Source organism: Paenactinomyces guangxiensis (genome assembly GCF_016055185.1).
GTDB classification, from domain to species: domain Bacteria; phylum Bacillota; class Bacilli; order Thermoactinomycetales; family Thermoactinomycetaceae; genus Paenactinomyces; species Paenactinomyces guangxiensis.
The window spans coordinates 1-17,294 of sequence record NZ_JAECVR010000017.1 but is presented as its reverse complement, the minus strand read 5'-3'; the positions used below and the strand labels follow the sequence as shown (position 1 = coordinate 17,294).

Annotated in this window: 3 protein-coding genes; all 3 read left to right on the top strand. The window is 46.2% G+C overall.

Features of this window, described 5'->3' with window-relative positions:
- Positions 1-489 precede the first annotated feature (489 nt).
- On the top strand, positions 490-7,974 hold the full coding sequence (locus I8U27_RS14835; RefSeq protein ID WP_232345535.1) for a non-ribosomal peptide synthetase: 7,485 nt from the start codon (positions 490-492) through the stop codon (positions 7,972-7,974).
- A 55-nt stretch (positions 7,975-8,029) separates the two neighbouring features.
- Positions 8,030-15,724, top strand: coding sequence for a non-ribosomal peptide synthetase (locus I8U27_RS14830; protein ID WP_198065889.1), 7,695 nt, complete (start codon positions 8,030-8,032; stop codon positions 15,722-15,724).
- A 16-nt stretch (positions 15,725-15,740) separates the two neighbouring features.
- On the top strand, positions 15,741-17,294 hold a 1,554-nt coding region (locus I8U27_RS14825), incomplete at its 3' end, for a condensation domain-containing protein (RefSeq protein ID WP_198065888.1).

Genomic DNA, 17,294 nt, shown 5'->3' with positions numbered 1-17,294 from the left:
TGATTATCCTCTCTCGTATTGACAATTGATGTTCTTTTTCATACGATATTTTTCGGAGTATATAATAAAATTTAAATTGATTAATTATGTGTATGACTCTGAAAACATGGTATTTTATGATTTTTATTTATAAACCGCATGTTATTCGTTTATATTTTTCTGGCTTTAGGTTGGTTTTTGATATAAAAATGTTGATGGGAGATGAAAGTATCTTTATCTAGTTGGTTTTTTATATATTGAAATGTATATTTTAACCAATAAAGTTGTTATAAGCTAATTTGGTAAATAGATCCCTATTTTAAGATTATATTCTCATAACTGTCAAAGTAATTTAATTTTTAGGGAATGTTCCGATCCGCCATATAAAAAAGATCAAGCGATCAGATTGTGTTATAAACAAACTTATTTTTTCGATGGTTGGAGGTCTTAGGGTTGAAAAATAATCATCTTGTTTATTTATTATCATCACAAAAAGCTGTGGGTTCTCAGATGATTTATCAAAAAAATGATGCTGATCTGAGGCAGGTGGTACTGCACCTTCAAGGGCGATTTGATATTATATCATTTAATAACAGTTTGAATTTATTGTTTTATACAAATGATGTTTTGAGGGAATATTTTTTGCGCAAGAAAAGGAAAATAAACGCTTTTTTTAAAAATATTTCTTGTTTAGCCGATGAACAGAAAGAGCGGTTCATAGAAAATTTTAAAAGAAATGATCGGGAAAAAGGCTTTGGTGATCCTTACGAACCTTTCATCCGTTTCTCCGTTTTGCAAACAGATCATGATCGCTATTCCCTTATTTGCAGTTATCACTGGACTCGGCTGGATGAATGGAGCCTGCGGATTTTAATCAGAAAGTTATTTGAACTATATGGGCAGAGAGATTCCCGGCAAACTTTTTTCGCGGAAAAATCTCCATCCGGTAAAAGCTTTGAGTTGATCACAGAGCATAATAAAGAGGGAACCCGCCAATATTGGAAAAAATATTTGCATGGTTATGAACAGTTGGCAAGCATTCCGATACAACGAAGAGCAGATGGGAACAACTCAAATCAAAGAATGGAAGAGCTCGTTTTTCAACTGGATACAGATTTAACAAATAAACTGTCGGAACTGGCGGAAAAGTATCAAGTGAGCCTGGCCTCCGCTTTTCAAACAGTCTGGGGTATTTTGTTGCAAAGGTATAGCAATTCGGAAGATGTGGTTTTCGGCACAATGGTGTCCGAGTGCCTGCCAGCAGGTGCAGTTACGGAAAAAGTGGCAGGATTATTTGTGAATCCGGCACCGGTCAGGGTCAGGAGTGAACAGAGAGAGACGTTTGTAAATCTGTTAAAAAAGGTTGATCAGGCGGTACGGGCGTTTGAGAGTCACAAATGTCTGTCTCTCGCCGATATTGAGGAGAGTACATGTTTTTCCGATCATCTTGTTGATCATATCATCGCCTTTGAAGCTGTTCCAGTGGAGAAAGGGACGGTGAACACCAGGAAAGTCCCCGGTGCTCCTGAGCTAAAGGTTACGGATATTCAAATTTTTGAACAGGCTCACTATGACTTTCAGGTACGTGTCCGCCTTGGTGAAGAATTTGTTGTAAAATTCACTTTCAACAATCTTGTGTATTCACCCGAATTTGTGGAAACAATGGCTGAACACTTTCAGCAGATCATAAGTCTTGTGGTTGCTTATCCGAATCACCCTGCAGATGATCTGGAAATTGTGACTGAAACAGAAAAGTTCAAATTATTGACCGAGTTTAATCATACAGAGGCCGTATACCCCCGGGAAAAAACAATTCATGAACTGTTTGAGGAACAGGTAGCGAAAACACCGGAAAATATCGCGGTGGTGTCCGGGGAGCAGATGCTCACGTACCGGGAGCTAAACAAACAGGCGAACCAATTGGCACGAATCTTACGGAAAAAAGGGGTTCAACGTGAAGAGATTGTGGGGCTGTTAGTGGAGAATTCCCTGGCCATGTTCACGGGGATTTTAGGGATTCTCAAAGCAGGCGGGGCATATTTGCCCATTGATCCCCGGTATCCGGCCGAGCGAATCGCTTACATGCTGAGGGACAGCGGTACAAGGCTTCTGCTCACGGGCGAACGGCGGATGCCGGTCCCGGAAGATTATTCGGGCGAGATTCTGTCACTGGATGAAGCCTGGGACGGAGAAGAGTCTTCCAACCTTGATAAGATTAATCAATCTCGTGATTTGGCGTATGTCATCTATACATCGGGTTCAACGGGTAATCCCAAAGGAGTGATGGTTGAACACCGCTCACTCATGAACCTGGCTTCATGGCATAACCGCTACTATCAGGTAACGCCGCAAGACAGGAGCACCAAGCTTGCCGGAGTCGGATTTGACGCTTCGGTATGGGAGATCTTCCCTTATCTGATCACAGGTGCTTCAGTATATATTATTCCGGAACCTCTCCGTCACGATTTGGAAGCCTTAAATCAGTATTATGAGGAACAGGGAATCACCATCAGCTTCTTACCAACCCAGCTGGCGGAACTGTTTATGGAACTGGAGAACCGCTCATTAAGGGTCCTGTTGGTCGGTGGAGACCATTTGCACCGGGTCCGGGATAAGAATTATCTCATCGTAAATAATTACGGACCAACAGAAAATACCGTTGTAACGACGAGTGGTCCGGTAGATTCGCGATTATCTGTGCTTCCGATCGGACGCCCGATTGCCAATAACTGTGTTTACATTTTAAACAGGCATTATCGGTTGCAACCGATTGGGGTGCCGGGTGAGTTATGCATTGCCGGGGAAAGTTTGGCTCGCGGGTACCTGAACCGCCCGGAGTTAACAGCAGAAAAGTTTGTTCCGGATCCCTTTGCCCCCGGCGAGCGAATGTATAAAACGGGAGATCTGGTGCGTTGGCTTCCTGACGGACGCATTGAATATCTTGGGCGCATCGATGACCAGGTGAAAATCCGTGGCTATCGAATTGAATTGGGAGAAATTGAAACACAGCTTCTCAATCATGAGACAGTGCAGGAGGCGGTTGTAACGGCCCGTACTGATAAACAGGGCGCTCCTTATCTTTGTGCCTATGCGGTTGTGAACAGAGATTGGAACGTAAACGAGCTGCGTCACCATCTGGCCCGGACACTGCCCGATTACATGGTTCCGTCCTGTTTTGTGGAGTTGCAAACGATGCCGCTGACCGCAAACGGCAAAGTGGATAAAAAGAGATTGCCTGAGCCGGGGGAGCGAGTTGAAACAGGTGCAGCCTATGTGGCACCAACGACTTCGACGGAGAAAATATTAGCCGGTATGTGGCGGGATGTACTGGGAATTGAACATGTGGGCATTCATGATCATTTCCTGGAGCTGGGCGGACATTCTCTCAAAGCGATGATGCTGGCAGCGCGGATTCAGAAAGGTTTTGGAGTCAAACTATCTGTACGGGAGGTTTTTGCAAGTCCGACGATTCAGGAATTAGCCGATTATATCAACAATTGGGAAGGTCAGGCGTTTGAAACGATTGAACCGGCAGGGAAAAGAGACTTTTATCCCGTTTCCTCCGCCCAAAAACGGTTGTATGTTATGCAGCAGTTAGAGGGGATTGGTTGCACCTATCATACTCCTTCAATTGTTGAAGTAAAGGGTCCGCTGGACATTGATCGTTTACAATCAGCCTTTGCCTCCTTTGTTGAAAGACATGAGGCTCTTCGCACCTCCTTCCACTTTGTGGGGGGGGAATTGATGCAAAAAATTCATCCGTGGGTTCATGTGAATATTACGAAAATGGAGGCAGCAAATGAAGAAGAAGTGAATAGGCTTATAGAATCTTTTATACGCCCATTCGATCTCAACCGGGTTCCCTTATTTCGTGTCGGGCTGATTAAGATGGAGGAAGAGCGGCATGTGTTGGTGATCGATATGCACCACATTATCTCGGATGGAGTATCAATGGGAATTCTCCACCGGGAAATCGGGCTGCTTTATCAGTGGAAGTCTTTGCCGGAACTCAGGGTCCAATACAAAGACTATGCGGTGTGGCAACAACATTTGATGCAAACGGAACGGTTTAAAGAACAAGAGAAATACTGGCTTAAGCAATTGTCAGGGGGCTTGACGGCCATGGAGCTGCCTGCTGATCATCCCCGTCCTCCTGTTCAACAGTTCACAGGTGAAAAACTTGAGTTTAAGCTATGTCCTGATCTGACCCGCAAGATCAAGCAACTGGGAACAAAGCAAGGTGTCACTCTTTATATGACCCTTCTGGCTTCCTACCAGCTTTTTTTATCTAAGTATACGGATCAAGAAAATATCGTTGTGGGAACCATGGTTGCCGGACGTTCCCATGCCGATTTTGAACCTGTATTTGGCATGTTTGTCAATACCTTGGTTCTAAAAAGTAATGTAACCGGCAACCAAACTTTTTGTGAGTTTCTGGCAAGTGTCAAAGAGCAGGTTTATCAAGCGCATGAACATGCAGATTATCCGTTTGATGAGCTGGTGGAAAAGCTGGATGCCCGGCGGGACTTAAGCCGAAATCCATTGTTTGACACAGCATTTGTTTTGCAAAATATGGATATACCCGGGATCTCCATTCCGGAATTGACCATCACCCCCTATGAATGGGAATGGAAAAAAGCTATGTTTGATTTAACCTGGGAAGCGGTGGAAAAGGAAACACTTCAATTTTCAGTGGAATACAATACTTGTTTGTTTCGGCGGACCACTGTAGAACGAATGATCAGCCATTTCACTCATATCCTGGAACAGATTGCTGATCAACCGCAGCTTAGCCTGTCTGAGGTTGAACTGGTAACAGAGTCGGAGAGGCATCAGTTATTGATGGAGTTTAATGATACGGCTGCTTATTATCCGCGGGAGAAGACGATTCATGAACTGTTTGAGGAGCAGGTGGAAAAAACTCCGGAAAATATTGCGGTAGTGTTTGGGGAAAAGCAACTCACCTACCGACAATTAAATACCAGGGCAAATCAATTGGCCAGGGTCTTGCGCGAAAAGGGCATTAAGCGGGAACAAATCGCAGGTATTTTAGTGGACCGTTCCCTGGACATGTTTGTCGGGATTTTGGGCATTCTCAAAGCGGGTGGAGCTTACTTACCGATCGATCCCAAATATCCGTCCGAGCGCATCAATCAGATGCTGGAGGACAGCGGATCGCGGCTGTTACTGACTCAGAAACATATAAAGATTCCCGAAGGATATACGGGGGAACGATGGGTGATCGATGATGAAAAATGGCAGCAAGGGAAAGGCTCCAACCTGGAAAAAGTGAATCGGCCGCATGACTTGGCGTACGTGATCTACACTTCGGGATCGACGGGCCAGCCTAAGGGGGTCATGGTTGAACATCACTCTTTGGTCAACCTTGCTACATGGCATAATCGGTACTATCAAGTAACAGAACAGGACCGAAGCACAAAATTTGCCGGATTCGGCTTTGATGCATCAGTATGGGAGATTTTTCCCTATCTGCTTGCAGGTGCCTCCATCTATGTGATTGAAGACGGGATTCACTATGATTTGAAAGCCTTAAACCAATACTACGAGGAACACGGAATTACGATCAGTTTTTTGCCAACCCAGTTGTCCGAACAGTTTATGGAGTTGGATAACCGGTCGCTCCGGACATTGCTGGTAGGGGGAGATCAGTTACACCGGGTTCAGGCAAAAAACTATCGTATCGTGAACAATTATGGACCTACGGAAAATACGGTGGTGACGACCTGTTGCCAGGTGGATCCATATGCAACCGTGCTTCCGATTGGCCGCCCGATTGCCAATAATCATGTGTATATATTAAATGGCAACCGGCAACTGCAACCGGTCGGAGTGACCGGAGAATTATGTATCAGCGGAGAGAGCCTGGCGCGGGGCTATTTAAATCGACCCGGATTGACGTCGGAGAAATTTGTGCCTAATCCTTTTGTTCCCGGCGAGCGAATGTATCGGACAGGTGATTTAGCCCGATGGCTGCCCGACGGAAATATTGAGTATCTGGGCCGGATCGATGATCAGGTGAAGATTCGCGGCTATCGGATTGAACTGGGGGAAATAGAAGCACAACTGCTCAAACATCATGCAGTCAGGGAAGCCGTTGTGATGGCACATGCAGATGATCAAGGCGAATCTTATCTGTGTGCCTATGTGGTTGTCCAAGGAGAATGGACCATCTCCGGGTTACGCCAACATCTTGGTCTGATATTGCCGGATTACATGATTCCTTCGTATTTTCTGGAAGTTAAGGAGTTCCCGATTACAGCAAATGGAAAAGTGGATCGAAAAGCACTTCCCAATCCGGGGGAACGAATGATGACCAAGTCGCAATATGCGGCACCAACGAACCGGACAGAGGAAATTCTTGTTCAAATTTGGGAGGAAGCTTTAAAGGTTGAACGTGTGGGTATTCATGATAACTTTTTTGAATTAGGCGGCGATTCGATAAAAGCAATACAGGTTGCTGCACGACTCTACCATTATAATCGGAAATTGAATATGAATGATTTATTCCAGTATCCAACGATTTCTGAATTAGCTCCCTTTGTAAAGATGAACCAGACAGTAGCTGAGCAGGGAATCATTACCGGGGAAGTGGTGTTAACCCCGATTCAGCAATGGTTTTTTGAACAAAAGATGAGCCAATCCCACCATTGGAACCAGGCAGTAATGCTACACAGCCGGGAAAATTGGGATCATAAAGCAGTTCAACAAGCTTTTCAAAAACTGGTCGAGCATCATGATGTGCTAAGAATGGTTTATTCCCGGCAAAAACAACCTTTGGTGCAGCAAATTCGGGGAGTCGGAGAAGAACACTTCACTCTACAAGTGTTTGATTTCACCCGGGAAGCTGATGTACGAGCGCAGATGGAACGGGAAGCAAATAAGTTGCAGCGGAGCATCTGTTTAGAGCAGGGCCCACTGGTGCGGCTCGCATTGTTCCTGACCGGGGAAGGAAATTATTTGCTGATCATCATTCACCACCTTGTTGTGGATGGAGTATCCTGGCGCATCCTGTTGGAAGATTTTGCAACAGCTTATCAATATGCATTAAAGCAAGAAGAAATCCTCCTGCCGGCGAAAACGACCTCTTTCCAAACATGGGCAAAAAAGCTGACAGAATACGCCAACGGGAAGGAATTATTAAAGGAACTTGATTACTGGCAAGAAGTGGAGCAGATGGTTGTTCCTGAACTTCCCAAAGACCGGGACGGGATTCGTTCCTATTTGCTTAAAGACAGCGATACGATCAGGATCAGTCTGACAGAGGAAAAAACGAACCAACTGCTTACCCATGTTCATCGGGCTTACCTTACTGAAATCAATGATTTGCTGCTCACCGCACTGGGATTGACCATTCAGGAATGGACCCGCCAGAATCTGGTTGCCGTACACTTGGAGGGACACGGACGGGAAGAGATCATCAAGGGAATGGATCTCACACGAACGATCGGCTGGTTTACCTCTGTTTACCCGGTAGTATTTGATTTGAAATCAAGTGAGTTACCCCGTGCCATCAAGTCGGTTAAAGAAACCTTGCGGCAAGTACCCAATAAAGGGATCGGTTATGGGATCCTGAAATACTTGACCGATCCGGAACAGAAAAAATCAATGGTTTTCCGCTTGCATCCGGAAATTAGCTTTAACTATCTTGGACAGTTTGACCAATATATGCAAATCGGTGGCTTTGACTCAGCCACCGCTCCAATCGGGGATTGTTTTAACCCCCTTACTCCCACTTATCCATTAGAGATTAATGGGTTGGTGGTAGAAGGGAGAATGGAATTCAGCTTTTGTTACAATCAGCTCGTTTATCACCGGAAAACGATTGAAAGGCTGGTCCTTCGTTACAAGTATTACCTGCTCAGAATTATAGATCATTGCCTGAAGCAGGAAGAATCCACCCGGACCCCCAGTGATTTTAGTGCCAGTAAACTAAGCCTGGAGGAATGGGAAGAATTTCTTGAAACCTTAGAATGAATGGGAAACGGTTCCCCGTTTCCCATTTGAAAACGATGACCGGGGTGTTTGCTATATGATCGATAAAAGAAACATTCAAGATCTGTATGAGCTATCTCCTCTTCAAAAAGGAATCCTGTTTCATCATTTAAAAGCTCCCACTGACCCGGCTTACTTTCAACAAATCATGTTTTCCATTGAAGGGCGGTTGGATGTTTTCCGTGTTGAAGAAAGCCTTAATGGCTTAATTCAGAAATATGATATTTTACGTACTGCTTTTTTTCATAAAAATTTTAGTGAGCCAATCCAAATCGTTTTAAAGGAGAGAACCGGGACACTCTACTTCAAAGACATCTCCTGCATGGAAGAACAGGAAAAGTCTGCCTTCCTTGAAGAGTTCAAACAGCGCGATCGGGAGAAGGGATTTGATCTCTCTAAAGATCTTCTCATTCGTTTTTCCCTGCTAAAAACAGAATCCAATCGTTTCCAAATGATCTGGAGTTTTCATCATATCCTGATGGATGGCTGGTGTCTTGGGCTGCTTTTAAGGGATTGGCTGAATATGTATCGGCAATGTATAGACAATAAACCGATACTGATCGAAAGAGTGACCCCATATAGTCAGTACATTAAGTGGTTAGCCGGACAAGATGATGAAGAAGCACGTACATACTGGAGAACATATTTACAAGGATATGAGCAGCTCTCCGGAATCCCGCGTCAGGGGGTGAAGAAGGAATATCCGGACTGTGTCCATGAAAAAATTGTATTCCGTTTCGATCCCCGGTTGATCCGGGAGTTGTCAAACTGGGCCCGAACCCAGCGGGTCACACTGAATAATGTTTTTCAAGCAATCTGGGGCATTTTGCTGCAAAAATATAACCGTACCAAAGATGTGGTTTTTGGCGCGGTTGTCTCTGGAAGACCAGCAGAAATACGCAATGTGGAAAAAATTGTCGGTTTATTTATTAATACCGTTCCAGTCCGAGTTGATAGCCGGGAGCATGCTCCATTTATTGATCTGGTAAAGAATGTACAGCAATCAGCCCTCGCATCGGAGCAGTACCAGTACCTTTCCCTGGCTGATATTCAAGCAAATACGTCCTCGCAGGGCAACTTGATGGATCACATTATTGCATTTGAAAGTTATCCGTTAGACAAGGAAACCTTTGATCAAAATAGTGAAGAACTCGGTTTTGTAATCACCAATATGGATGCCTTTGAACAGACCAATTATGACTTTAACGTGATTGTTTATCCTGATGAAGCATTATCTGTAAAAATTATTTTTAATAAAGAAGTTTATTCGCCGAAGTTTGTGCAGACCATGTTTAACCATTTGCAGCAGGTTGTAAAACTTGTTGTTGCCAACCCCCATATACCTGTAGAAGAGATAGAGATTGTGTCCGTACAGGAAAAACAACAGTTGCTGGTGGAGTTTAATGATGCGGAAGCCAATTACCCACGAGGGAAAAACATCCATCAGCTGTTTGAAGAGCAAGTGGAGAAAACACCGGATCATATGGCGGTGGTGTTTGGAGAGGAACGGCTGACCTACCGGGAGTTAAACGAACGGGCCAATCAGCTGGCCCGGGCCTTGCGGGAGAAAGGGATCAGACGCAATGAGTTTGTCGGTCTTCTGGTGGAGCGTTCAGTGGAAATGATCGTGGGAATTCTGGGAATTCTCAAAGCCGGCGGGGCTTATGTACCGATTGACCCGGCCTATCCGTCTGAGCGGATTCGGTATATGTTGGAGGACAGCGGAGCCCGGTGGCTGTTGGTACAGCAGCAGGTGAAGGTTCCATCAGGGTATACCGGAGAGATTCTTGCCATTGACAACCGGGAGTTATACCGGGGAGAAGGGTCTGATGTAGAGACAGTAAACACACCGCATGACCTGATCTATATGATCTATACCTCCGGTTCGACGGGAAAACCCAAGGGAGTGATGGTGGAACACCGCAATGTGGTGCGGCTGCTGTTTAACGACCAAAGCCGGTTTGACTTTGGCGAACATGATGTGTGGGGGATGTTCCATTCCTTCTGCTTTGATGTTTCTGTCTGGGAAATGTTTGGTGCATTATTAAACGGCGGGAAACTGGTGGTCATTCCCGCGATGACAGCCAGGGGCCCCGGACAAATGCTGGATCTGCTGCGGCGGGAACAGGTGACGGTTCTGTGCCAGACCCCGTCGGCCTTTTATCCGTTGTCGCATGAAGAGATGGGCAGGGCGGACCACGGTTTGCAGATTCGTATCCTGATCTTTGCCGGAGAAGCGCTGGCACCGGTTCAGCTTCAAGCGTGGAAAGAGAAGTACCCGGAAACCCGGCTGGTCAATATGTACGGCCCGACAGAGACAACGGTATATGTGACTTATAAGGAAATCACAGCAGAGGAGATCCGGTCCAATACCAGCAATATCGGGCGACCGCTGCCTACTGTGAGCATGTATGTACTGGATGGGGATCAGCAATTGCAGCCGGTGGGAATACCGGGTGAATTATACATCGGTGGAGAGGGAGTGTCCCGTGGCTATTTAAACCGGCCTGATCTGACTGAAGAACGGTTTGTGCCCAACCCGTTTGTTCCGGGGGAGCGGATGTACAGAACCGGAGATCTGGTACGCCGGCTTCCGAACGGTGAGTTGGAATACCTGGGACGCATGGATGACCAGGTGAAGATCCGGGGATACCGGATTGAACTGGGGGAAATTGAAGCACAACTGCTGAAGCATCCGGCAGTGAAAGAAGCGGTTGTAACTGCCCGTAAAGATGGCCGGAGCCAGGCTGATCTCTGTGCTTATGTAGTCCCGGATGGTATATTGGATCATTCCGAATTACGCCAACATTTGGCGCAAACACTGCCGGATTATATGATCCCGTCGTATTTGGTTGAACTGGAAACACTGCCATTGACCACAAATGGAAAAGTGGATAAAAAAGCTTTACCCGAACCATCAGGACAAGTGCAAACAGGTGTACAATACACGGCTCCGACCAATCAGACGGAAGCAATTCTGGCCCGGATTTGGGAAGATGTGCTGGAAGTAGAGCGAGTGGGGATCCATGACAACTTCTTTGAACTAGGCGGTCATTCTCTTAAAGCCATGAAGTTGGCGGCAAGAATTCATAAGGAACTGGGCCCGGAAATCCCTTTACGGGAGTTATTTTCCTGGCCCACAATCAAAGAATTGGCTGTTTACATCAAAGAAGCGGAAGGAGACAGCTATCAAGCAATTGAACCAGCGGGGAGACGTGATTTTTATCCGGTTTCTTCGGGCCAAAAAAGGTTATATGTGATTCAGGAATTTGAAAATGTAGGGTCTGGTTATAACATTCCCGTGGTCCTGGAAGTGGAAGGGCCTCTGGATGTGGAGCGCTTGCGAAATGTTTTTGCATCGCTGGTACAAAGGCATGAGATATTTCGCACCTCGTTCCATTTCAACAACGGGGAATTGGTGCAAAAAATTCATCCACAGGTGCCGCTGGAAATCATACAGATCACGGTAGATCAAAAAGATGTCAAAAAGCGGATTGAGTCCTTGATCCGGCCGTTTGACCTGAGTCAGGCTCCTTTGCTTCGTGTGGGACTGATTCACGTGGAGGAAGAGCGGCATCTGTTGCTGATGGATATGCACCACATTGTCTCGGACGGAGTATCAACGGGGCTCTTGTATCAAGAGATCGCCTCTCTTTATCAGGGAAAGTCCCTTCTGCCGCTCAAGATTCAGTACAAAGACTATGCAGTATGGCAACAGAGTTTTATGGGAACGGAACGGATAAAGAAACAAGAAAAGTACTGGCTAAACCAGTTTTCAGGGGAGCTGCCGGTCCTGGAGTTGCCCGCGGATTATTTAAGGCCGCCTATTCAAAAGTTTAACGGTGATTTATTTACGTTTGCCCTTGCTGATGAACTGACACAGAAGTTAAAGCAACTGGCCGCAGAGCAAAAGGCTACACTGTATATGACGCTCCTTGCTTCCTATAATATCCTGCTTATGAAATATACGGGTCAAGAAGACGTGATTGTCGGATCTCCGGTTGCCGGCCGGCCTCATCCGGATTTGGAACAGCTTGTGGGTATGTTTGTCAATACCCTGGCAATCCGCAATTATCCAATCCGCCATAAAACTTTTGTGCAGTTTTTGGCAAGTGTGAAAGAGCAGGTTTTGGCAGCTTATGAGCACACGGATTATCCACTGGAGGAATTGGTGGAGAAATTGGATGTCAACCGTGATTTAAGCCGGAATCCGCTGTTTGATACTTTGTTTGTCATGCAAAATATGGATCTGTTTGAGCCGGAAATTCCCGGTTTGACTTTCAGGTCTTATGATCTGGAATGGAAGACGGCCAAATTTGATTTGACTTGGACGGTTGCTGAAGGGGAAACCCTTGAGCTTGCCGTGGAATACAGTACAGATCTGTTTAAGCGGTCCACTATAGAAAGAATGGCTCAACATTTTGTCCACATCCTTGAACAGGTTGTCGATCAGCGGGACATCCATTTATCGGATATTGAACTGTTGACAGAGCCGGAAAAACAACAGTTGCTGGTGGAGTTTAATGATACGGCTGATTATCCCCGGGAGAAAACTCTCCACGAGCTGTTTGAAGAGCAAGTGCGGAAAACATCGGATCATATGGCGGTGGTGTTTGGAGAGGAACGGCTGACCTACCGGGAGTTAAACGAACGGGCCAATCAGCTGGCCCGGGCCTTGCGGGAAAAAGGGATCAGACGCAATGAGTTTGTCGGCCTTCTGGTGGAGCGTTCAGTGGAAATGATCGTGGGAATTCTGGGAATTCTCAAAGCCGGCGGGGCTTATGTGCCGATTGATCCGGCCTATCCGTCTGACCGGATTCGGTATATGTTGGAGGACAGCGGGGCCCGGTGGCTGTTGGTACAGCAGCAGGTGAAGGTTCCATCAGGGTATACCGGAGAGATTCTTGCCATTGACAACCGGGAGTTATACCGGGGAGAAGGGTCTGATGTAGAGACAGTAAACACACCGCATGACCTGATCTATATGATCTATACCTCTGGTTCGACGGGAAAACCCAAGGGAGTGATGGTGGAACACCGCAATGTGGTGCGGCTGCTGTTTAACGACCAAAGCCGGTTTGACTTTGGCGAGCATGATGTGTGGGGGATGTTTCATTCCTTCTGCTTTGATGTTTCTGTCTGGGAAATGTTTGGCGCATTATTAAACGGCGGGAAACTGGTGGTCATTCCCGCGATGACAGCCAGGGACCCCGGACAAATGCTGGATCTGCTGCGGCGGGAGCAGGTGACGGTTCTGTGCCAGACCCCGTCGGCCTTTTATCCGTTGTCACATGAAGAGATGGGCAGGGCGGACCACGGTTTGCAGATTCGCATCCTGATCTTTGCCGGAGAAGCGCTGGCACCGGTTCAGCTTCAAGCGTGGAAAGAGAAGTACTCGGAAACCCGGCTGGTCAATATGTACGGCCCGACAGAGACAACGGTATATGTGACTTATAAGGAAATCACAGCAGAGGAGATCCGGTCCAATACCAGCAATATCGGGCGACCGCTGCCTACTGTGAGCATGTATGTGCTGGATGGGGATCAGCAATTGCAGCCGGTGGGAATACCAGGCGAATTATACATCGGTGGAGAGGGAGTAACCCGGGGGTATTTAAACCGGCCTGATCTGACTGAAGAACGGTTTGTGCCCAACCCGTTTGTTCCGGGAGAACGGATGTACAGAACGGGAGATCTGGTGCGCCGGCTTCCGAACGGTGAGTTGGAATACCTGGGACGCATGGATGACCAGGTGAAGATCCGGGGATACCGGATTGAACTGGGAGAAATTGAAACACGGCTGCTGGAGCATCCTTCGGTGCGGGAAGCGGTGGTGACCGTACGGACTGATGAGCAAGGTTCCCCCGCCTTGTGTGCGTATCTGGTGACAGACGGAGACTGGAATATCTCCGGACTGCGGCAACATTTGGGGCAAACACTGCCGGATTATATGATCCCATCGTATTTTGTTGAACTGGAAACACTGCCGTTGACCACAAACGGAAAAGTGGATAAAAAAGCTTTACCCGAACCGTTGGGACGAGTGGAGACAGGTGTGGAGTATGCCGCTCCGTCAGATCCAACCGAAAAGCTGCTCGCGGGGATTTGGCAGGAAGTATTGAGCATTGAACGGGTGGGAATCCATGACAATTTCTTTGAAATCGGCGGAGACTCCATCAAGGCCATCCAGATCGCTGCACGTCTCCACAAACAAAACCGGAAGCTGGAGATGAAAGACTTATTCCAGCATCCAACGATCTTTGATCTGGCTCCCTGTGTTCAGTTGATTCAAACTGCGGTTGAACAAAGTTTCATCGAAGGTAAAGTTCCGTTAACTCCGATCCAGCAGTGGTTCTTTGAACAGGAACTGGCTCATCCTCACCACTGGAATCAGGCGGTGATGCTATATAGCAAGGAAGGATGGGAGAAGAAATATCTTGAGCAGGTTTTTCATAAACTTGTGGAACACCATGATGCATTGCGGATGGTTTATTCCTCAGGCAGAGGTCCCGTAGTACAAACAAGCCGTGCACCAGAAGGAAAACTTTTTACACTCGAAGTGTTAGATCTGTCGGGTGAAATTGATGTACGGGCACGAGTGGAGCGAGAGGCCAACCGGTTACAACAAAGCCTGAACCTAAGCCGTGGACCTTTGATTCAGCCGGGATTGTTTAAAACGTCAGAAGGAGACCATCTCCTTATCATCATCCATCACTTAGTAGTTGACGGCATCTCGTGGCGAATTTTATTGGAGGATTTGGCAACAGGATATCGGCAAGCGATTCAGCATCGGGAGATCAGCCTTCCACCAAAAACCAGCTCTTATCAAATGTGGAGTCAAAGGTTACGGGAGTATGCGAACAGCGAAAAACTTTTAAAAGAACTGCCTTACTGGAAAAAAGTAGAGGAAACGATTGTTCCGGCGCTTCCGAAAGATCGGCGGGAAACCGGTAAAAACCTGTTAAAAGACACAGAAACGATCACCATGAGTCTGACCGCAGAAGAAACCAAATGGTTATTGACAGATGTCCATCGGGCTTACCACACGGACGTGAATGATCTTTTACTCACTGCGCTTGGACTCACGATCAAAGAGTGGACCGGGGAAGAGAAAGTAGCTGTCAACCTGGAGGGGCATGGCCGTGAAGAAATTGTACAGGGTGTGGATATAACAAGGACGGTAGGCTGGTTTACATCCTCCTATCCAATTGTTTTTGACCTTAACACAGACGATCTGTTTTACACGATCAAATTAGTGAAAGAAACGTTGCGGCAGGTCCCTGATAAAGGAGTCGGATACGGCATTCTGAAATATTTGACTCCCCCGGACAAAAAAGAATCGATCTCATTTCAATTACAGCCGGAGATCAGTTTTAACTATCTGGGACAATTTGATCAAGATCTCCAACAAGCAGAAGGGCTGAGTCTGTCTTCTATGCCGGCGGGAGAACGGATCAGTTCTAAAAATACGTCTATTTACGCATTGGATATCAACGGTGCAGTTGCGAACGAAACATTGCAGATGGAATTCACATACAATCGGCGAGTATACCAGCGGAAAACGATAGAAGGCTTGATAAATCGTTACAAATATTACTTGTCGCAATGTATCCGTCATTGTATGGAACAGAATGAAGAAGGATGGACTCCAAGTGATTTTACTGCAAAAAGGTTAACCTTTGAAGATCTGGATCATGTTTTGGAAGTATTGGAGAACAGCAGGGATTACTAAGAATGGGGTGCCAAAGATGGTGGACAGAAGGAACCTGAAAAATATATACGGATTGTCCCCTTTGCAGAGAGGGATGTTGTTTCATAGCTTAAAAGATGAACGAAGTCATGCTTATTTTGAGCAAATAACTCTTTCAATTGAGGGTCAGTTAAATATCTCCTGCCTGGAAGAAAGCCTGAATGGACTGATTCAAAAGTACGATTTGTTACGAACCATTTTTCTTTATGAAAACTTGAATGAACCGCTTCAAGTGGTGTTAAAAGAGAGAAAAGCCAGGATCTTTTATAAAGATCTTTCGTACATGACGGACAAAGAGAAACAGATCTGCATTGAAGAATTTAAACAGAAAGACCGGGAGAGAAGATTTGATCTCTCCCGCGATCTGCTTATTCGCTTCTCCCTGTTACAATCAGGTTCCCAAAGTTATCAACTGATTTGCAGCTTTCATCATATTTTGTTTGATGGCTGGTGCATCGGAATTTTATTTAACGATCTGTTCCGGATGTATCAGCGCCGGGTAAACGGACAGCCGGTTTTACTGGAAAGAGTGGCTCCGTACAGTGATTATATAGAGTGGTTGGAAGAGCAAGACCAGGAAAGGGCCCGTGCATACTGGAAAAATTATTTACAGGATTATGAGCGGCCAGCAGTCGTCCCCAGACAAGCCCGCAAGGGAAACGAAAAAAATATCCAAGAAGAGGTTATATGCCGTCTGGATGCAGGGCTGACGAATCAATTGTCCAGGCTGGCCGGAATGCATCAGGTCACATTAAATACTGTTTTCCAGACCATCTGGGGTGTTTTGCTGCAAAAGTATAACAATACCAGAGATGTGGTGTTTGGCGCGGTCGTATCCGGACGGCCATCAGAGATTCAAGATGTAGAAAAAATAGTAGGTTTATTCATCAATACCATTCCGGTGCGGGTCCGGAGCCGGGAGAAAGAAACATTTGGCGAACTGATCAAAAGGGTGCAGCGATCCGCCCTGCAATCAGAAGAGTATGATTATTTATCTTTAGCTGATATCCAGGTAAATACGGCACTATCCGGAGATCTCATTGATCATATTATCGCTTTTGAAAGTTATCCTGTAGACAGGGATGCCCTGGACAACAGCATGAAAGCGCTTGACTTCCAAATCATAGATGTAGATGTTTTTGAACAGACGAACTACGATTTTACTGTCCTTGTCAATCCCGGTAAAGAATTAACGGTGAAGTTTAGTTTTAATCCATTCATCTATTCGCGGGAGTTTGTCGAGAACATTTGCAAACACTTTAAAAAAGTAGCGGAGCTTGTCGTAGCTAATCCACACATTCAGCTGGAAGATATAGAAATCGTCTCCGAAGAAGAGAAGCGTCAGCTGTTGCTGGAGTTTAATGATACAAAAGCTGATTATCCCCGGGAGAAAACCATCCATCAGCTGTTTGAAGAGCAAGTGCAGAAAACACCGGATCATATGGCCGTGGTGTCTGGAGCAGAACAGTTGACTTACCGGGAGTTAAATGAACGGGCCAACCAGCTGGCCCGGGTCTTGCGGGAAAAAGGGGTCCGGCGGGATCAGATCATC